The following is a 19266-nucleotide window of genomic DNA, read 5'->3' as shown; positions in this document are numbered from 1 at the left end:
GACAGGAGAGGCCTCGTGGAAGACACCCCGCTCAGCGGGACGGCCGCCCCGAAGGGCACCGTGGCGCAGCGCGCCATCGAGCGGATCAAGGCGATGATCGGCGAGGGAGAGCTCGAGCCGGGCCAGCGGCTGCCGACCGAGCGCGACCTCGCGGCCCGGCTGGGCATCTCCCGCAGTTCGATGCGCGAGGCGATCCGGGCGCTCACGGCCCTGGGCGTGCTGGAAGCCAGGCACGGTTCCGGCGTCTACGTCACGCAGCTCCAGGCCGGGGACCTCCTGGAGACGTTCGGCGTGGTCGCCGACCTGTCGCGCGGGCCGCGGCTGGCGGAGCTGCTGGAGGTCCGCCGGATCCTGGAGTCGACGGCCGCAGCTCTGGCCGCGGCCCGTATCACCCCGGACCAACTGGCCCTCGTGGAAGGGCACCTGGCGGCGATGAACGCCACGGACGACCCGGAGGAGATCCTCGCGCACGACCTGGCCTTCCACCGCGTGGTCGCGGAGGCCGCCGGCAACGAGACCATGGCGGCGATCCTGGAGGGCCTCTCCTCACGCACCTTCCGGGCCCGCGTGCGGCGCGGCCGCCGGGAGGAGGGCGCCTTCGCCCGCACCCGCCGCGAACACGCCGCGATCCACCGCGCCCTGCTGGCCCGCGACCCGGAGGCGGCGCGTGCGGCGGCGGCCGCCCACGTGGGCGAGGTGGAGGAATGGCTCAGGGCTCAGAGGAGCCCCTGAACCACGGCCGTCGCCGGACGGGGACGGCGTCGTCCGGCCGCCGGAGCCTGCACCTCGTCGGCGCCCCGGCCGTCCGCCGGCCCGCAAGACGTCCGCACGGTCGACGCGGAGCTCCCGGCGGGGCAGAGTTCTCCTACGTACTCGCGAGTAGTGAAACGTTGAGGAGCTGCCGTGACCAGCTGGGTCGGCCGGACCGCCACAGAGATCGCCGCCGCCGTACGCGCGAAGGAGGTCACGCCTCGCGAGGTGGTGGCCGAGCACCTCGCGCGGATCGAGCGACTGGACGGACGGATCGGGGCGTTCCGGGTGGTGCGGGCCGCGGCCGCCCTCGCCGAGGCCGACGAGGTCGGCGCGCGGGCCGATCTGGCCGAACTGCCGCTGGCCGGGGTGCCCGTGGCGGTCAAGGACAACCTCGGGGTGCGGGGCGAGTCGACCCGGGTGGGCTCGGCCGCGACGCCGGAGGAGCCGGCCGGCGCCGACCATGTCACCGTGGCCCGGCTGCGGGCGGCCGGCGCGGTCGTCGTGGGGCTGACCAACGTGCCGGAGCTGTGCGTCTTCGGCACCACGGAGGGCGTCCACGGCACCGCCCGCAACCCGTGGGACACCTCCCGCACGGCGGGCGGCTCCTCCGGCGGGAGCGCGGCCGCGGTCGCCGCCGGGATGACGCCCGTCGCGCTCGGCAACGACGGCATGGGCTCGCTGCGCATCCCGGCGGCCAACTGCGGACTGGTCACCGTCAAGCCGGGCCGCGGAGTGGTGCCGGCCGGGATCGGGGAGGGCGACTGGTTCGGGATGTCGGAGAACGGGCCGCTCGCGACGACGGTCGGCGACGCGCGGCTGATGCTGTCGGTCCTGGCGGACACCGAGGTCACGGGGGCCGTGGAGCCCGGCGCGCTCAAGGTCGCCGTCTCCGTGCGCAGTCCGCTGGCCGGGGTCGCGGTGAGCCGGCCGTACGCCGACGCGGCCCGGGAGGCGGCCGGGGTGCTGGTGCGGGCGGGACACCACGTGGAGCGGGCCGAGCCGCCCTATCCGCTGTCGCTGGGCGTCACGTCGCTCGCCCACTGGACGGCGGGCACGGCGGTGGACGCCGGGAGCCTGGACGCGCGAATGCTGACCCGCCGCACCCGGGTGCACGCGGCCGTCGGGCGACGCTTCCTGAAGGGGGTGCGCGACGGCTCGGCGCGGGACGACCTGCGCCGGCGCCTCGAGCCGTTCTTCGCACGGTACGACGTGCTGCTCACCCCGGCGCTGGCACGACGGTCGCCGAGGTCGGCACCGTGGCACGAGCGGGGCTGGCTGCGCAATGTCCTGGTGAACACGAACTACTCGCCGCTGACACCGCCGTGGAACCTGACGGGCTGGCCGGCGATGGCGGTCCCCTTCGGGACACTGCCGTCCGGCGCCCCCACCGCCGTACAGCTGGTGGGACGACCGGGAACCGAGGGCGAACTGCTGCGACTGGCAGAACAGTTGGAAAACCTGCACCCCTGGCGACGAACCGCCCCACTGGACTGGGTGCGAGAACCAGGGGTCGGGGGCCGGGGGCCGGGGGCAGGAGCCGGGGATCCTGCGGGCGGAGGGCCGAGAGCCGCTGGGCCGCCGGGCCGCCGGGCCGCAGGCGGTTGGCCGTCGGGCGGGAGGCCGTTGCCCGAAGGGCCGGAAGCCGCCGGCTCAGGGGGAGAAGACCGTTGCCCGGAGGGCCGGAAGCCTCAGGGCCGGAAGCCGTCGGCGGGGGCCGGAGGATCGGAGGCCGGAAGCCGTCGGCGGGGGCCGGAGGGCCGTGAGCCGTAGCTAGGAGGGCCGGGAGCCGTAGCCTGGGGGGCCGGGGGCCGGAGGGTCTGCATGGGCGTGGCCTGCGGTTGCGCACGCCCATGCGGTCGGCGATCGCGAGGGATCCCGCGGGCGGGGTCAGTCCACGCTGGGCAGGATGTGGGGCTCGGCGAGGTCGTCCTCGTAGCCCGCCAGCCGGATCGGGGCGGAACGGGCCCACACGTCGAGGCTGCCGAGCTCGCCGGGCCGGCGGCCGGCCCGTTCCGGGCGTTCCTTGGGGCGTTGCTCGCGATTCGTCTTCTCCGGTGTCACCGCGCACTCCTTATGTGTCGGTCACCCTCGGGGCGTGCCGGCCATTCTTCGGTCCGGCGCTCGACGCTCCCTCGGGTCGGGCTGGAGTCGTTGGCGACACGGTTGCGCCGGTGACTCCCAGGAGAGCTGGCCGTTGTGAACCGGCGTGTCCCAGACGGACGATGGGTGTGGGTGGCACTCCGTCCTGCTGTCCGTCCGCTACAGAGTAACCAAATGAGCGGGGTGCCGCTCGATAGGGCTGAAAATTTGGGGTAACCATGGCGAGTCACCCCGGTATCCCCGCAGGTGAATTGAACCCTTTTCCACACGGATGCACCTGTTGGGTTCACTCGTCCGGCGTACAGCGGGACACGCCCACGCCGACCCGCCGCCCGACCCGCCGCTCGGCCGCCGCGACGTTCAGGTCCCGTTCGCCCGGCCGCAAGCAGGCCATGATCTGCTGATGTACCGAACAGCCGTCTCGCGGGAGGACCGAGGCATGGAGCTGCGCAGCGTCGAGGAGCTGATGGACCTGCTCTACGCGTGCCGGGGCGTGCGGGACGCCTCGCACGGCCCGGCTCCCGCCGTCGACCTCCACGACCACGCGCTGCGGACGGCCGCGCTGCTGCGCCGAAGTCGCCCCGCGGACAAGGAGCTCCAGCTCACCGGGCTGGTCCGCCCCGTCGGACACCTGCTGCGGCCCGCCGACCCCGGCGGCCGGGCGGCGCTCGCCGCCGACGCGGTACGGCCGCTGCTCGGCCCCCGGGTCGCCCGCCTGGTGCGTCTGCACCCCTGGCGCGGCGCCTCCGCGGACGACGACTTTCTCACCCTGCGCCAGGCCGACGAGGACGGCCTGACGGCCGCTTTCGACGCGGGTGTCCTGGAGGACTGGCGCACCGTGCTGGAACTGGTCGCGGCCCGCAACTCCCCTCTGAGGGCTGTCGATTGAGGATGAGTCGTGAGACCGTACGCCGATGACGTCGTCGTACGGCCGGAACGGTCTGCGCGGTAGGGCCGCCGTGGTCACCGGGGCCACCCGGGGCATCGGCCGGGCCGTGGCCCGCGCGCTCGCCGACGCCGGGGCACGGGTGTGCGTGAGCGCACGGAACCCGGACGAGGTGCGGCGCGCCGCCGCCGAGCTGGGCGGGGTCGGTCTCGCCGGAAGCGTCGCGGACGCCGGTCATCCCGAGGCACTCACCGCGCTGTGTCTGCGCGCGTTCGGCCGTCTGGACGTCCTGGTCAACAACGCGGCGACGAACCAGCCGTACGGCCCCCTGATGGACGCCGACCCGGAGGCCTGGCGGAAGGCGTTCACCGTCAACGTCGAGGCGCCGCTGCGGCTGGTGCAGTGCGCGTGGCACGGCTGGATGCGCGAGTACGGCGGAACGGTGGTCAACATCTGCACGGAGGGCGCGGGCCACGTCGGCCCGGGCGTCGGCGCCTACGGCACCAGCAAGGCGGCGCTGCTTCACCTCACCGAGCAGCTGGCGGGCGAGCTGGGCCCGGGAGTGCGGGTCAACTCGGTCTCCCCCGGCCTCGTCCGCACCGAGATGGCACGGTTCGTCTGGGAGCCGGGCGAGGAGGCGACGGCGGCCGGCCTGCCGCTGGCCCGCATCGGGGAGCCGGAGGACGTGGCGAGGGCGGTGCTGTGGCTGGCGTCGGACGCGGCGGAGTGGGTCACGGGCGCGGACCTGCTGGTGGACGGCGGCACGCGGGTGAGAAGGGCGCGCACCGCGACCTGACGGGCAGCGGCCGCGCCGGTGTGCGGCCGCGCCGTGGGGGCACGACCGGCCGCACCCGGCCCGTGCCGGCTACCACTTGCCCGGCGCGTAGTCCTTCAGGAAGACCCCGTACACGTCCTCGCCCGCCTCGCCCCGCACGACCGGGTCGTAGACCCGGGCCGCACCGTCCACGAGGTCGAGCGGCGCGTGGAAGCCCTCCTCGGCGAGCCGCAGCTTGTCGAAGTGCGGTCGCTCGTCGGTGATCCACCCGGTGTCGACCGAGGTCATCAGGATGCCGTCGGTCTGGAACATCTCCTGGGCGCTGGTCCGCGTCACCATGTTCATCGCGGCCTTGGCGGCGTTGGTGTTCGGGTGGCCCGCGCCCTTGTACCCGCGGCCGAAGACGCCCTCCATCGCCGAGACGTTCACGATGTACGCGCGCCCGCTCGCCGCCTTCCCGGCGGCCTCGGCCATGGCCGGGCGGAGCTTGCTGATCAGGATGAACGGCGCCGTGTAGTTGCACAGCTGGGTCTCGAGAAGCTCCACCGGGGAGATCTGCTCGATGGTCTGCACCCAGGTGTTGGTGTCGACGACGTCGGGGACCAGGCCGCCTGCGTCGATGGCGGTGCCGTCGAGGTGCCGGGCGACGCTGGCGTTGCCCGCGACCAGGGCGAGGTCGGCGACCTGCTGGGCGTCCAGGTTGCTGATGCCGGCCGGCAACGCCGCCAGGCCGTCGACGGCGCCGGAGCCGAAGGCGCCGATGACGTGGTGGGCGGGGAGCTCGCCGGCGGGCAGCGGGGCGCTCTCGCCGTCGACCAGGGCCGCGTAGGCGGAGGGCAGGCGGCGGACGGTCTGCGTCGCGTTGTTGACGAGGATGTCGAGCGGGCCTGCCTCGGCGACCCGGTCGGCGAGGGCCACGGCCTGCGCCGGGTCGCGCAGGTCGATGCCGACGACCTCCAGGCGGTGCATCCAGTCGGCGGAGTCGTCCATGGCCTTGAAGCGGCGGATGGCGTCCTTGGGGAAGCGCGTGGTGATGGTCGTGTGCGCGCCGTCGCGCAGCAGCCGCAGCGCGATGTACATGCCGATCTTGGCGCGGCCGCCGGTGAGCAGCGCGCGCTTGCCGGTGAGGTCGGCGCGGGCGTCGCGGCGGGAGCGGTTCAGCTCGGCGCAGGCCGGACAGAGCTGGTGGTAGAAGTAGTCGACCTCGACGTACCTGGTCTTGCAGGTGTAGCAGGAGCGTGGGCGCTGGAGTATCCCCGCGATCCGGCCCTCCTGCGTGACGGACGACGGGAGGATGCCCTCGGTCTCGTCGTCGATGCGCTGGGCCGAGCCGGTGGCGGTCGCCTCGGTGACCGCCTTGTCGTGGGCGGTCTTGGCGGCCCGGCGCTCCTGCCGACGGCGCTGCTTCACGGTGCGGTAGACGCCGGCGGTGGCCCGGCGCACGGCGATCGCGTCCGGGTGGTCGACGTCCAGCTGGTCGAGCTCGTCGAGCACGGCGAGGCACACCGCGAGCCGCTCCGGGTCGATGCCGGGCCCGTACACGACCTCGTCCACGACCTCGTCGGCGATCGCCGCCGAGCCGTCCTCTGTCACCGTCATCGCGCTGCCGCTTCCCTGCTCACCTGTGCGGCGCTCCGACCGCGCCCGCCTTCGAACGGGGAATTTTACGGAGCGCCGGGCCCCTCCTCCAAACCCGTTCCCGTCAAGAGCCGCAGGCCGTGATGAGCGTCTCCACCTCGGCGGTCAGCGCGGACGCGAACCGGTCCAGGTCGGGGACCGCCTCGGCGTCGGCGACCAGTCCGTAGTGGACCTGGCCGCGGTACGTCGAGACGGCCACCGCCAGGGCCTGGCCGCGGGCCAGCGGGGCGTACGGGAAGACCTCGGTGACCGGGTTGCCGCCGAGCTTGAGGCCGAAGCCGGGCAGGGGGACGCTGGTGACGAGGATGTCGAACCAGAGCCGGGCGGCCTGACCGACCAGGGGGCCGCCGAGACGGTGGCCGAGGGCCGGGACGTGGTCCGCGAGCAGCGCGACCGCGCCCGCGCCGCGGCCGGGGCCGGCGTCCTTGTTGCGGTCCATGGCCTCACGGACCGTGGCCAGGCGGCTCAGCGGGTCGGGGTCGTCGACCGGGAGCCGTGTCAGGTACCCGGAGAGCCGGTTGCCCTGAGGGTGGGCGGTGCGCGGCCGGCGCTTGGACACCGGGATGAGCGCGCGTGGCACGACGCCCTCGCTGCCGTCGCCGCGTTCGTCGAGCCAACGGCGCAGGGCGCCCGCGACCACCGCGATCAGCACGTCGTTGACGGTGCCGCCGGCGACCTTGCGGATCCGGTGCACGTCGTCGAGGTCGACGACCACACCGGCCGTGCGGCGCCTGCCGGAGGGCTGGGCGGTGAGGGCGGGGGTGGGGCGCATGCCCAGGGTGTGCACGGCCACGGACGCGCCGATGTCCAGGGCCCGGCCCACGTCGGAGACGGCGCCGCGCACCAGGTCGGGCAGGCTGCGCATGTCGGGCAGGAGCCTGCGCGGCGGCTCGGCGGGGCGGGGCCGGGGTGCGGGCAGGTCCATGGGGTCGAGGACGGCGGCGGCCAGCGCCAGGGCGCGCAGGCCGTCGGCCAGGGCGTGGTGGAACTTGAAGAGCACGGCGAAGGACACGCCGTCGTGGCCCGGCAGCACATGGGCCTCCCACGGCGGGCGGCCGCGCTCCAGGGGCCGTTCCATGAGGCGGCCGGCCGCGGACTGGAAGTCGGGGGCGGGCGGGTGCAGCGTGACGTGGTGCAGGGGGTCGAAGTCGGGGTCCGCCTCCCGGGTCGCGCCGCCGAAGGCCAGCGAGCGACGCAGGTCGAAGGGTTGCGTGGGATCGAAGGGCCGCCACACGTCGCGGATCCGCATCCGCAGTCCGGGGACGGCGGCCGCGCGGGCGGCGAGCAGGTCGGCGGCGTGCTCGCCGGCGGTGGGCGAGCACGCCGAGAAGACGCCGAGCGCGCCCAGGTGCATGGGGTTCTCGGCCGATTCGAGGTTCCAGAACGCCAGGTCGAGGGGTGCCAGCAGGTCATCAGCAGTCACGTACTTGCCTCGTGTCGACGGAGAGTGAGGCAGCAGTCAACCGCGCCTGAGCGATTACGGTCAAGTACGATCACACTACACACAGTTAACAGTGCATTAAGTTCACGTCACCCGCTGGCCCTTGCCCAGGGCGATCACGCCGCCCCTCGAGACGGTGTAGAGCTCCGCGTCCCGCTCCGGATTCACGCCGATGGTCGCACCCGGCGGCACCTCGACGTTCTTGTCCAGGACCGCCCCGCGCACGACCGCACCCCGCCCGATGTGCACGTTGTCGTGCAGGATCGAGCCCTGCACGACCGCTCCCGGGTCGACCAGGACGCCCGGCGAGAGCACCGAGCGCGAGACCTGCCCGCGGATCAGGCAGCCCGCGCTGATGATGGACTCGCTGGCGATGCCGCCGGCGTTGAAACGGGCCGGGGAGAGCTGGCCCGAATGGGTGTAGATCGGCCAGCTGCGGTTGTACAGGTTGAAGGCCGGGCGTTCGGCGATCAGGTCCATATGGGCGTCGTAGTACGCGTCGAGCGTGCCGACGTCGCGCCAGTAGCCCTGGTCGCGGGTGGTCTCGCCGGGGACGTGGTTCTGACTGAAGTCGTAGAGCTGGGCCTCGCCCCGCTCGGTGAGCTGGGGAAGGATCGAACCGCCCATGTCGTGCACGGACGACTCGTCCTCGGAGTCCCGCTGGAGGGCCTCGATGAGCGCCTTGGTCGTGAAGATGTAGTTGCCCATCGACGCGAACACCGACTCCGGGTCGTCCGCCAGACCCGGCGGGTCGGTGGGCTTCTCCAGGAACCGCTCGATCGTCAGACCGTCGGAGCCGGGAGTGATCACCCCGAAGGCGGAGGACTCGGTGCGCGGCACCCGGATCCCCGCCACCGTCACGCCCGCGCCGCTCTCGATGTGCTGGGTGAGCATCTGCCGCGGGTCCATGCGGTAGACGTGGTCGGCGCCGAACACGGCCACGTACTCGGGCCGCTCGTCGTAGATGAGGTTCAGCGACTGCAGGATGGCGTCGGCGCTGCCGAGGTACCAGCGCGGGCCGAGCCGCTGCTGGGCCGGGACCGGGGTGACGTAGTTGCCGAGCAGGCTCGACATCCGCCAGGTGGTGGTGATGTGCCGGTCCAGCGAGTGCGACTTGTACTGCGTCAGCACGCAGATCCGCAGGATGTCGGCGTTGACAAGGTTGGACAGCACGAAGTCGACGAGCCGGTACGTGCCGCCGAAGGTGACCGCCGGTTTGGCACGGTCCGCGGTCAGGGGCATCAGACGTTTGCCCTCACCGCCCGCCAGCACGATCCCGAGCACCGATGGCCCTCCACGACGCATGACCGCTCCCCTCACCGTGGTAGATACCCATGGCTGCCCCGGCGCGGGGCTCCCTACGCCTGTTTGAGGATCTCCTCATACAGCCGGACCGTACGCCGGGCCACCGCGTCCCAGCCGAACTCCCCCACTGCCCGGGCCCGTCCGGCCTCGCCCATGCGCCGCGCCGCCGCCGGGTCGCCGAGGACCTCGTCCAGCGCACGGCCGAGGCCCGCCTCGAAGGCCTCGTCCCCGTCGCCCGGGGCGACGAGCCTGCCGGTCACGCCGTCCTCGACGACCTCCGGGATCCCGCCGACCCGGGAGGCCACGACGGGAGTGCCGCAGGCCATCGCCTCCAGGTTGACGATGCCGAGGGGTTCGTACACCGAGGGACACACGAACACGGCCGCGTGCGTGAGCAGCTGGATCACCTCGGGGCGGGGCAGCATCCGGGGGATCCAGTGCACGCCGTCCCGGGCCCGGCTCAGCTCGGCGAAGAGGTCGCGGAACTCCTGGTCGATCTCGGGGGTGTCGGGCGCGCCCGCGCACAGCACGACCTGGGCTGCCGGGTCGATGTCCCGCACGGCGCGCAGCAGATGGGGCACGCCCTTCTGTCGTGTGATCCGGCCCACGAACAGGACGAACGGGCGGTCCGGGTCGAGGCCGATCCGCGCGAGGGCGTCGGTGCCGTGGTCGGGACGGTAGAGCGCGGTGTCGATGCCGTTGTGCACGACGTGCACCCGGTCCGGGGCGAGTGCCGGATAGCAGGCGAGGATGTCCTCGCGCATCGCGCCGGAGACGGCGATCACCGCGTCGGCGGCCTCCACCGCGCTCCGCTCGGCCCAGCTCGACAGGGCGTAGCCGCCGCCGAGCTGTTCGGCCTTCCACGGCCGCAGGGGCTCCAGCGAGTGGGCGGTCACCACGTGTGGAACGCCGTACAGCTGCTGGGCGAGATGCCCGGCCAGATTGGCGTACCAGGTGTGGGAGTGGACCAGCTCGCGGCCCTCGAGGGCGGCCGCCATGGCGAGGTCCACGGAGAAGGTGCGCAGCGCGTCGTTGGCCCCGTCCAGCGCGGACCAGGGACGGTGGCGCAGGACGCCGTCCGTGCGGCCCTCGCCCCAGCAGTGCACGTCGAGGTCGATCAGCTGCCGCAACTCGCGGGCGAGGAACTCGACATGGACACCGGCGCCGCCGTACACGTCCGGGGGAAACTCCCGGGTCAGCAATCCCACTCGCACCCGTAACCCCTATCTCAGCGACCGGCTCCCTTTCATGGTCACCCAGACGGGGCGCGTGGGGAAGAGCGCGGGGCTCGTGTGAAGCAACAGTCGCCGCACAGCCCTCCGCCGGGCGCCCGGTAGTACAGACAGCAGCTGCGACGGCGGAAGGCGGTGCCGGTCAGGGTGCCGGTGTCCGCGAGGAACGGGTGGGCGAACAGCTCCGCGGTGAGGGCACGCGTGCGTGCGGCGGCGTCGGGGCGGCCGTGCGCACGGGCCCACTGCTCCAGCAGCCGTGCGGTCGCGGCCAGGGCGGATCCGGCGTTGCCCCGCAACAGGCCCGCCGCGACCGGGTGACGGGCCCGCAGGGCAGCCGACAGGGGTTCGAGGTGACCGTCGACGACCGCCTCGGCCACGGTCGCCGCGTCCCCGGGCCGCGGGCGCACCCCCGTCAGCCACAGGTCGTCCGGGGCGGTCGCGTCCGGGTCCCAGCGCAGCAGCCCCGGAGCGAGGTCCGGGACGGCCCCGTACAGGACGGCGCAGCCCAGCGCGACCGACCACAGCCGGGCGGTGAGCCCCTGGTACGCCACGGACGCGCCGATGCGCTCCTCGGGGGCGCGCAGGGCCCGGACCACCTTCCGGACCCGGAAGCCCAGCGGATCCCCGTACCCGTCGGACGCGGCGGCCCCGGGAACCTCCTCGTGGGGGATCTCCTCGTAGACCCGTGCGAGGGTCGGCAACCGCCGGGCCGGCCCTCGCGAGCCGCCTCCAGGGCAGTGCAGGGCGAAGAAGCCGCCGAGCGGGCGCAGCGCGGCGAGATCGGGGTCGAGGTCCACGAAGGCCAGTAATACCAAGGGAGCCAGGGACGGTGATCAGGGGGATCCCTGGTACGTCACCCGCCTGAGGGAGGACGGAGGGCCCCTCGTACTCCATCGGTAGTAGGACTCATTGCGTGCTCAGGGACGACGACGGGAACACACCGACAGGGCATCGTGTTGGTCATGGATGACGACCGTTCGCCGCGCCGGGCCCCGGGCCCCCGCCTCGCGCAGAGGAGCAGCTCATGAGCGCCCTCGCGTTCTCTGTGGTCCTGTCGCTCGTCTCCGCCGTCGCTTACGCGGCCGGGGCGATCGTGCAGGAGCAGGTCGCGATGTCCTCGCCCGGCGAGGAGTACGCTCCGCTGCGCCGGCCGGGCTGGTGGGCGGCGGTCGCGCTGAACGGTACCGGTGGACTTCTCCACGTGGTGGCGCTGGCCTACGGTCCGCTCAGCCTGGTCCAGCCGCTGGGCGCGCTGACCATCGTGTTCGCCCTGCCCATGGCCGCGCTGTTCGTCGGCCGCAGGGCAGGAGCGACGGCCTGGCGGGGCGCGATCATGGCGACGGTCGGTCTGGCCGGTCTGCTGTCCCTGGTCGGCGCGGCGGACGCGCAGTCGCTGAGCACGGCCCAGCGGGTGACCGTGGCCGTGGTCACCGCCGGCGCGGTCGTGACCCTGATGATCGCCGCCCGGGCCGCGCACCGGCACCCGGCGGTGCGCAGCATGCTCCTGGCGACGGCGTCCGGCATAGCGTTCGGCATGTCCTCGGTGTTCACCAAGACGGTCGCCGTCGACTGGACCGGCGGCGTCTCCACGGCCGACGTTCCCTCCCTGGCCGTGATCGGCGTGCTGGCCACGGCGGGCATGATGCTGTCGCAGGCCTCCTACCGGGGTGCGGGCCTCGCGGCCCCGCTGGCGACGCTGACCGTGGTCAACCCCGTGGTGGCGGCCGCCGTCGGCATCACGATGTTCGGCGAGACCTTCCGCCACGGCACCACGGGCACCGTGCTCGCCCTGAGCTGCGGTGTGGTGGCGGCGGGCGGCCTGATCCTGCTCACGACGGAGCGCCTCCAGACGACGGCCCCGCAGTCGACCGACGCGCGGACGACCGATCCGCGCACGGCGCGCCCGCGGAGGGAAGCGGCACCGGCCGCCGCTGCGGCCCCCGCAGCGGCCGAGGCCTCCGGCGTGGTGTCCGGCCGGACGGCGGGCGGGAGCGGCGCGATCGTGATCCCGCAGCAGTCGCTCGCGCCACTGCTGGAGGACGTACGACTCACGGCCGCGCACCTCGAGGATGGGCGTGTCGAGGGCGTACGCCTGGACGAGGTGCGACTGGACGACGCACGGCTGGACGAAGCACGGCTGGATCGCCTGCGGCTGGAGAGCGTGCGGCTCGCGGACCTGCCGGCGGAGGTCGGCGACGAACGGCTCGTGCCGGCGTCGACCCCGGCCGGCGCGGGGGGTGACCCCTACGAGGAGGACTCGTCCGACCCGGACGCGTCCCCGTCGTTCTACACCCCGGTCTACGGAGGTCTGTACATCCCGATGCCGGTCGTCGACCGGCATCGGGTGCGGGTCAAATCCTGACGCCCCCGGCCCTCAGATAGGCCACCGGGTCGACGTCCGAACCGAAGCCGGGCCCCGTCCGCACCTCGAAGTGCAGATGCGGGCCCGTGCTGTTGCCCGTGGAGCCGGAACGGCCGATGCGCTGGCCGCCGCTCACCGACTGCCCGTCCCGTACCGAGATCGCCGACAGATGGGCGTACTGCGTGTAGCGGCCGTCGGCGTGCCGGATGACCACCTGGTAGCCGAAGGAGCCGCCCCAGCCCGCGCTCACCACCTCGCCCGCCGTGACCGCCTTCACGGACGTGCCGGTGGGCACGGGGAAGTCGACGCCGGTGTGGTAGCCCTTCGACCAGGAGGAACCGGTCGCGTGGTACGGCGTTCCGGTGGCGGCGCCGACAGGCGCCACGAGGGAATGGCCGGTCCTCGCCTTGTCGTCGGTGTCCCGGGTCCCGTTGCTCTTGGCGGGCTTGGTCTTCTTGGCGCCCGGGGAGGCCTTCGGCTTCTCCGGCCGGGGCTTGGTGGCGCCCGGCGTCCTGCTCGGCGCGCTCGCCCGCTCGCTCAGGCTGAGCCGCTGACCGGGCAGGATGAGGTCGGGGTCGGCGCCGATGGTCGTCCGGTTGGCGGCGTAGAGCCGCTGCCAGCCGCCGTCGACCTCCTGGGTGTCGGCGATGCCCGAGAGGGTGTCGCCGCGGACGACCGTGTACATCTGCGCGGTGCCCGCACGGGACTGGGGGGTGCTGTGCGCCCGCACGTCGTCGAGGGACGTCTTCGTCCTCGAGGTCTGGGGGGACGCCTTCGCGGACGACGGGGCGGACTTCGTCGACGTGCCGTTCGGGTGGACGTCGGGGGCGTCGCCGCCCCGGCTCAGTCCGGCCCGCGCCGAGCACACCGGCCAGGCGCCGGGGCCCTGCCCGTCCAGCACCTTCTCGGCCACGGCGATCTGCTGGTCCTTGGTGGCCAGATCCGCGCGGGGCGCGTACCGCGTGCCGCCGTACGCCTCCCAGGTGGACTGGGTGAACTGCAGGCCGCCGTAGTAGCCGTTGCCGCTGTTGATGTTCCAGTCGTTGGTCGACTCGCACGCGGCGACCTTGTCCCAGGTGTCCACGTCGGCCGCCTGGGCGGCTCCGGTGCCGATGAGCGGTATCGCCATGCCGGCGCCGCCCGCCGTGACGGTGAGCGAGGCTCGGTTGATCCTGTTCGGCTGATACCGGCGGTGCCGACCGCGTACGGCCATGGGGGTCCCCCTCGACATTGCGTCAGGAGCGGCAAAAATAAAGGCCGCGAACAGGCCATGACAAGGCGACAACCGGCCGCTCCGACTGCATCGGGAGCACAGGGGGACCCATCGGGTAACCGGGGACGAAACCCGTCAGGATGTCCCCAGGACGATCAGGACGTCCCCAGGACGTCCCCAGGACGATACTGACGGGCACACCTCTCAAGGAGCCAACCGTATGAGCACTTCAGCCCAGATCGGCGTCACGGGTCTCGCGGTCATGGGACGCAATCTCGCCCGCAACTTCGCACGCAACGGCTACACGGTCGCGCTGCACAACCGGACAGCGGCACGTACGCACGCTCTGGTCGAGGAGTTCGGTCACGAGGGCGAGTTCGTCGCGGCCGAGACCGCCAAGGAGTTCGTGGCGGCACTGGAACGCCCCCGCCGACTGGTCATCATGGTGAAGGCCGGCGAGCCCACCGACGCGGTGATCCGGGAGTTCGCCCCGCTGCTCGAACCCGGCGACATGATCATCGACGGCGGCAACGCGCACTTCGCCGACACCCGCCGCCGTGAGCGGGAACTGCGCGAGCAGGGCCTCCATTTCGTCGGCACGGGCATCTCCGGCGGCGAGGAGGGCGCCCTGCACGGACCGAGCATCATGCCGGGCGGCTCACCGGAGTCGTACGAGTCGCTGGGCCCGATGCTGGAGAAGATCTCCGCGAAGGCGGCGGACGGCTCGCCCTGCGTCACCCATGTCGGCCCGGACGGCGCCGGCCACTTCGTGAAGATGGTCCACAACGGCATCGAGTACGCCGACATGCAGCTGATCGGCGAGGCCTACCAGCTGCTGCGCGACGTCGCCGGCTACGAGCCCGCGGAGATCGCCGACATCTTTCGCACCTGGAACACCGGCCGCCTCGACTCCTATCTGATCGAGATCACCGCAGAGGTCCTGTCCCACGTGGACGCGGCGACCGGCCGGCCCTTCGTGGACGTCGTGGTCGACCAGGCCGAGCAGAAGGGCACCGGACGCTGGACCGTCCAGATCGCGCTGGACCTGGGCGTGCCGGTGTCGGGCATCGCGGAGGCCGTCTTCGCACGATCGCTGTCGGGGCACGCGGCGCTGCGCGAGGCGTCGCGCGGCCTGGCGGGACCGAAGGCGTCCGCGCTGGGCGAGGCGGAGGCGCAGGCGTTCGCCGACCGGGTGGAGCAGGCGCTGTACGCGTCGAAGATCGTGTCGTACACCCAGGGCTTCCACGAGATCGCCGCGGGCAGCGAGGAGTACGGCTGGGACATCGACCTCGGCGCCGTCTCCGCGATCTGGCGCGGCGGCTGCATCATCCGCGCCGCGTTCCTCGACCGCATCCGCGCCGCGTACGACGCCCGGGCGGACCTGCCGAGCCTGCTGTCGGACGAGACGTTCGCCTCGGAGATCGCGGCCGCGCAGGATCCGTGGCGCGAGGTGCTGGTGTCCGCGACGCTCCAGGGCGTGCCGACGCCCGGGTTCGCCGCCGCGCTCGCCTACTACGACGCCCTGCGCGCGGAGCGCCTGCCGGCGGCGCTCACCCAGGGACAGCGGGACTTCTTCGGCGCTCACACCTACCGGCGAGTGGACCGCGAGGGGGCGTACCACACCCTGTGGGGCGGGGACCGCTCGGAGGTCGAGGCATGAACACCCGCTGACGGAACGGACGTGAAGACCCGCTGACGGGACGGAGCTGACAAAGTCCGCCGGCCGCGCCCAGAAAACAGGTGCGGCCGGCGGTGCGGTCGGTGGCGCGCGGCGGGTGGCGCGTACGGCCGAGGCGGGCGGCCGGCGGCCGGCGGGGTCGGGTTTCGCCGCCCGCTTCCGTCCGTCTCAGCTCAGGGGCGGTCCCGGTTCCGGACTGGGAACCGGCTCCGGGCCCGGCGGAATCGGGGACGGAGAGGGATCCGGCGGCGGGCCCGGGCGCGGGGGCGGCGTCGGGTCGGGGCCGGGCGGGGGTCCCGGGCGCGGGGGCGGCGTCGGATCGGGGCCGGGCGGCGGCTCCGGGACCGGGATCGGGCTGGGGAACGGCTCCGGGGGGCCCGGGTCGGGGCCTGGGGTCGGTGCGGGCGGGACGGGGGCGGGGTACGGGTCGGTCATCAGGTCCTCCGGCCAGTGGTGAAGCGTGGCTCTGGACTACTCCCCCGCGTACCCGGGCCCGCGTCGGACACTCACCCGAGTGGGCTCGCCCGCCCGACGTCCCCGGCGGCGCCGGGGTGTCGGGGTGTAGGGGTGCCGGTTCGGTTCAGAACCGGCCGGGGTGGGCGCGCAGCCAGTCCTTGGCGGCGCTCAGCAGGGCGGGGTCCGCCGCCGGGGCCTCGTCGGGGTGGCGCTCGGCCCACTTCACGACGTACGGGCACAGCGGCGCGACGGGCAGGCCCTCGCGCTCGGACACGGCGTACAGCTCGCGCGCCAGCGACCCCGCGATGCCCTTGCCCTCGTGAGCCGGCTCGACGACGGTGTGCACCGGGACCAGCGCGGGGGCGGGCGACTCCAGGACGAAGTACTCGATGCGGCCCACGACGTCGCCGCCGTCCCCGATGGCCTCGAGGCGGCCCGCCGCCCGGTCGTCGCGGATCTCGATGTCGCTCATGGGCACTCCCGGTGCGATGGGTGCGGGGTCGGCTGGGTCTGCTGGTCTGCTGTTCTGCTTCGGTCAGACCGACACCGCGTGCGGGCTGCGCTCCTGGTCGGAACCCGGTACCGGCGCCGAAGGATCGGCTCCCAGAGCCACGATCCGGTTGTCGCGGTCCACGTGCACGACCCGCGGCCGCAGAGCCCGCGCCTCCGCGTCGGTCACCTGAGCGTAACTGATGATGATCACCAGATCACCGGGGTGCACGAGATGGGCGGCGGCTCCGTTGATGCCGATGACACCCGAGCCGCGCTCGCCCTCGATGACATAGGTCTCCAGCCGAGCACCGTTGTCGATGTCGACGATGTGCACGAGCTCGCCGGGCAGCAGGTCGGCGGCGTCCAACAGATCGGCGTCGATGGTCACCGATCCCACGTAGTGCAGGTCGGCCTGGGTGACGGTGGCACGGTGGATCTTGGACTTGAACATGGTGCGCAGCATTTTCAACTCCTGGAAGACGGCTCCCTGCCTGCTTGGTGCAGGTCAAGGGCGTTTGTCACTGTACAACCACGCGTGAGGCCCGGAGATTGTGAGGAACATCGCTTCACTCCGGGGAGAAGACCGAAGTCTCTACCGACCGCGGGACTCCCGGAAGCGACCGCCGCGCTGTACGCGGGCACGAACCCGTGCCGTCGCACGTCTACACCGGTGTCCCCCGATGCCCGAGCAGGAAGTACGAGTGATGAGCGAGCAGGTTCTCGAGCGGGTCGCCGGGTACGAGCGCAGGTTCAACACGCTCTTCGAGGACTACTTCGACACGTTGGGCGCCGGGCTCGATGTGCCGTCGTTCAGCCGTTTCACCCCGGACTGTCTGACGTTGCTGCGGGAGTTGTCCCTGCGCGGCGGGAAGCGGATGCGGGTCGTTCTGCTGCATGAGGCAGCCGGGCTGGTGACGGACGAACCGGTCGAGGGGTTGGACGCCGCCGCGCTGAGCATCGAGCTGCTGCAGACCCACGGCCTGGTGCACGACGACCTCATCGACGACAGCCCCACCCGGCGCGGTGGCCCGTCCACCTACTACGCCTACCGCGAGCGCTTCCCCGGCCACCCGCAGACGGCCCTCGGTCTGACCGTGCTCGCGGGTGACCTCGCGCTGGCCCTGTCGCTGCGGGTGCTGCTGGACGCGAAGGTGCCTGCGGCGGTGCGGCAGGCCATGGTGGAGGTGCAGACGCGGGCGGCGGCCGACACCTTCGTGGGCCAGATCATCGACCTGGAACGCGACACGACCACTCCGGGCGAGGATGTTCTGCACTGTGTGGCCGACTACAAGTCCGCCCGCTACTCGATCCTGGCGCCCATGCAGCTGGGGCTCCTGGCCGCGGGCGAGCAGCCGGCGCTCTTCGCCGGGGAACTGCGTGACTATGCGCGGCTGGTGGGGATCTGCGGGCAGATGCGTGACGACTACCTGGACCTGTTCGGGGACGCGGCCGCCATGGGCAAACCGACCGGCACCGACATCCGCGACGGCAAGCGCAGTTACACCGTCTGCGCTCTGCTGGCGGCCGTCGACGACGCCGAGCGGCGCGTGCTGGAAGAAGCCCTCGGTGACCCGTCCTGCACGCCGGAGACCATCGCGGCCGTCCGGGAGATCGGTGAGCACCGTGGCGTTCCGGCGAGGATGCAGGGGGAGATGCGCCGCTACGCGGAGAAGGCGTCGGCGGTGGCCGCCGGCTGGCGTCCGCGGTGGCGTGAGGAGGCGGTCGCCTTCTTCGAGCGGCTGCCGCTGTGGGGCGTCGAGCGATCCGGGTGACGGCGACCGCACCAACGGCCTGCCGCGCGCGGCCCGTTCGCGCCTCGGGGAGTGCGTCAGGGGTGCCAGAATGGGGGCGGCAGCAGGCTGAGGGGATGGGGACAGGCGACTGTGCCGGACAACCGAGCGGGAAGAGCTCCCGGGGAGAACCCCGGCGAACGCGGTGAGGGACCCGCATCGGTGACGATCGCCTACATCGCCGAGTCCGCGGGCGTCTCGGTGCCCACCGTCTCGAAGGTGCTCAACGGGCGGTCCGGGGTGTCGGACGAGACCCGGGCCCGCGTCGAGCGGCTGATCCACGACTACGGATACCGCAAGCCCCCCAAGAGCCGCAGCAACCTGGTGGAGCTGGTCTTCCGCGAGCTGGAGAGCATGTGGGCCGTGGAGATCATCCGCGGTGTCGAGCGCGTGGCCCGCAGGAACCGGGTCGGGGTGCTGGTCTCCGAGTTCGGGCTCCATGACACGGCCGAGCAGCTAGACGACACGGTAGGGCGACGTCCCCAGGCCGTTCTGTCCGTGGCACAGCTCTCCGAAGCGGAACGGGAGCAGCTGAAGGCGAAGGGCATCCCGTTCGTCGTCTTCGACCCCATCGACGAACTGCCCGACGACGTGCCGTTCGTGGGCGCCACGAACTGGAGGGGCGGGCAGACGGCGACCCGGCACCTGCTCGGCCTGGGGCACCGTCGCATCGCCATGATCAGCGGGCCGGACCACCCCTTCTGCCTCGCCCGGCTGTCCGGCTACACGTCCGCTCTCGCCGAGGCCGGCCTGGCCACGGACCCCGCCCTGGTGGTGAAGACCCTCCTCACGCGCGAGCACGGCTACGAGGCGGCTCGGGGGCTGCTGGCCCGGGCGGACCGTCCCACCGCGGTGTTCACGGCGAACGACATGCAGGCCCTCGGCGTCTACCAGGCCGCACGGGAGCTGGGTCTGCGCATCCCGCACGATCTCAGCGTGGTGGGCTTCGACGACGTACCGGTCGTGGCGTGGGTGGATCCGCCCCTGACCACCGTCCACCAGCCGCTGGCCGAGATGGCGATGGCCGCCACGGATCTGGCTCTGGCGCTCGGCCGGGGCGAGGACGTGCCGCAGTCCGGACTGGAGATCGCGACCACCCTCACGGTGCGGGAGAGCACGGCGCCGCCGAAGGAGGAGTGAGGGGC

At 72.9% G+C, this 19266-nt stretch carries 16 protein-coding genes and 1 pseudogene; 8 read left to right on the top strand and 9 right to left on the bottom strand.

The features are described 5' to 3' along the window. The first annotated feature begins 15 nt into the window (after window positions 1-15). Both ACZ7DE_RS09250 and ACZ7DE_RS09245 read left to right on the top strand, forming a co-directional pair. Window positions 16-732: a FadR/GntR family transcriptional regulator gene (locus tag ACZ7DE_RS09250; RefSeq protein WP_470759117.1), complete on the top strand. Its 717-nt coding sequence runs from the start codon at window positions 16-18 to the stop codon at window positions 730-732. Window positions 733-903: 171 nt separating this feature from the next. After that, window positions 904-2244 (top strand): annotated as a pseudogene (locus ACZ7DE_RS09245) (amidase); the annotation flags it as partial. A 396-nt stretch (window positions 2245-2640) separates the two neighbouring features. Here the strand turns inward: ACZ7DE_RS09245 and ACZ7DE_RS09240 are convergent. Further along, window positions 2641-2814, bottom strand: coding sequence for a hypothetical protein (locus ACZ7DE_RS09240; RefSeq protein WP_184826938.1), 174 nt, complete (start codon window positions 2812-2814; stop codon window positions 2641-2643). Between the two features lie 478 nt (window positions 2815-3292). Here ACZ7DE_RS09240 and ACZ7DE_RS09235 point away from each other — a divergent pair, with 478 nt between their 5' ends. Together ACZ7DE_RS09235 and ACZ7DE_RS09230 are read left to right on the top strand one after the other, a co-directional pair. Beyond that, window positions 3293-3742: a hypothetical protein gene (locus tag ACZ7DE_RS09235; protein ID WP_470760063.1), complete on the top strand. Its 450-nt coding sequence runs from the start codon at window positions 3293-3295 to the stop codon at window positions 3740-3742. Between the two features lie 25 nt (window positions 3743-3767). Continuing rightward, window positions 3768-4535 (top strand): SDR family oxidoreductase, encoded by a 768-nt coding sequence (locus ACZ7DE_RS09230; RefSeq protein WP_470759116.1) that lies wholly within the window; start codon window positions 3768-3770, stop codon window positions 4533-4535. A gap of 69 nt (window positions 4536-4604) precedes the next feature. Here ACZ7DE_RS09230 and ACZ7DE_RS09225 read toward each other — a convergent pair whose 3' ends face one another. The 5 genes from ACZ7DE_RS09225 to ACZ7DE_RS09205 all read right to left on the bottom strand — a co-directional run bounded on the left by ACZ7DE_RS09225 (window position 4605) and on the right by ACZ7DE_RS09205 (window position 10945). Next, window positions 4605-6113, bottom strand: coding sequence for an SDR family NAD(P)-dependent oxidoreductase (locus ACZ7DE_RS09225; RefSeq protein WP_470759115.1), 1509 nt, complete (start codon window positions 6111-6113; stop codon window positions 4605-4607). A gap of 103 nt (window positions 6114-6216) precedes the next feature. Further along, window positions 6217-7575 (bottom strand): wax ester/triacylglycerol synthase family O-acyltransferase, encoded by a 1359-nt coding sequence (locus tag ACZ7DE_RS09220; RefSeq protein WP_470759114.1) that lies wholly within the window; start codon window positions 7573-7575, stop codon window positions 6217-6219. Between the two features lie 102 nt (window positions 7576-7677). Next, window positions 7678-8898 carry a glucose-1-phosphate adenylyltransferase gene (gene glgC, locus ACZ7DE_RS09215; RefSeq protein ID WP_470759113.1) on the bottom strand — a complete coding sequence of 407 codons (1221 nt, stop codon included), beginning with the start codon at window positions 8896-8898 and terminating at the stop codon, window positions 7678-7680. Window positions 8899-8951: 53 nt separating this feature from the next. After that, window positions 8952-10112 (bottom strand): glycogen synthase, encoded by a 1161-nt coding sequence (glgA, locus tag ACZ7DE_RS09210; RefSeq protein WP_470759112.1) that lies wholly within the window; start codon window positions 10110-10112, stop codon window positions 8952-8954. Between the two features lie 38 nt (window positions 10113-10150). Beyond that, window positions 10151-10945: a (2Fe-2S)-binding protein gene (locus ACZ7DE_RS09205; RefSeq protein WP_470759111.1), complete on the bottom strand. Its 795-nt coding sequence runs from the start codon at window positions 10943-10945 to the stop codon at window positions 10151-10153. Window positions 10946-11154: 209 nt separating this feature from the next. On the opposite strand from ACZ7DE_RS09205, the gene ACZ7DE_RS09200 reads away from it, so the two are divergent. Then, window positions 11155-12492: a DMT family transporter gene (locus ACZ7DE_RS09200; RefSeq protein ID WP_470759110.1), complete on the top strand. Its 1338-nt coding sequence runs from the start codon at window positions 11155-11157 to the stop codon at window positions 12490-12492. Here the strand turns inward: ACZ7DE_RS09200 and ACZ7DE_RS09195 are convergent. Continuing rightward, window positions 12482-13705 (bottom strand): transglycosylase family protein, encoded by a 1224-nt coding sequence (locus ACZ7DE_RS09195; RefSeq protein ID WP_470759109.1) that lies wholly within the window; start codon window positions 13703-13705, stop codon window positions 12482-12484. The genes ACZ7DE_RS09200 and ACZ7DE_RS09195 overlap by 11 nt on opposite strands. 220 nt (window positions 13706-13925) lie before the next feature. Between ACZ7DE_RS09195 and gndA the strand changes: the two genes are divergently transcribed. After that, window positions 13926-15365, top strand: a complete 1440-nt coding sequence (gene gndA, locus ACZ7DE_RS09190; RefSeq protein WP_470759108.1) for an NADP-dependent phosphogluconate dehydrogenase — start codon at window positions 13926-13928, stop codon at window positions 15363-15365. A gap of 598 nt (window positions 15366-15963) precedes the next feature. Here the strand turns inward: gndA and ACZ7DE_RS09185 are convergent. Next, on the bottom strand, window positions 15964-16311 hold the full coding sequence (locus ACZ7DE_RS09185; protein WP_470759107.1) for a GNAT family N-acetyltransferase: 348 nt from the start codon (window positions 16309-16311) through the stop codon (window positions 15964-15966). 63 nt (window positions 16312-16374) lie between these two features. Further along, a complete protein-coding gene (panD, locus tag ACZ7DE_RS09180) occupies window positions 16375-16794 on the bottom strand; it encodes an aspartate 1-decarboxylase (RefSeq protein WP_470759106.1) in 420 nt (139 codons plus the stop codon). A gap of 241 nt (window positions 16795-17035) precedes the next feature. Here panD and ACZ7DE_RS09175 point away from each other — a divergent pair, with 241 nt between their 5' ends. Together ACZ7DE_RS09175 and ACZ7DE_RS09170 are read left to right on the top strand one after the other, a co-directional pair. Continuing rightward, entirely contained in the window at window positions 17036-18103 is a 1068-nt protein-coding gene (locus tag ACZ7DE_RS09175) for a polyprenyl synthetase family protein (protein WP_470759105.1), read from the top strand. A gap of 180 nt (window positions 18104-18283) precedes the next feature. Then, a complete protein-coding gene (locus ACZ7DE_RS09170; RefSeq protein WP_470759104.1) occupies window positions 18284-19261 on the top strand; it encodes a LacI family DNA-binding transcriptional regulator in 978 nt (325 codons plus the stop codon). Window positions 19262-19266 lie beyond the last annotated feature (5 nt).

This window comes from Streptomyces sp. NPDC037083, assembly GCF_055606485.1.
This window is presented reverse-complemented; position numbering and strand designations above follow the sequence as displayed.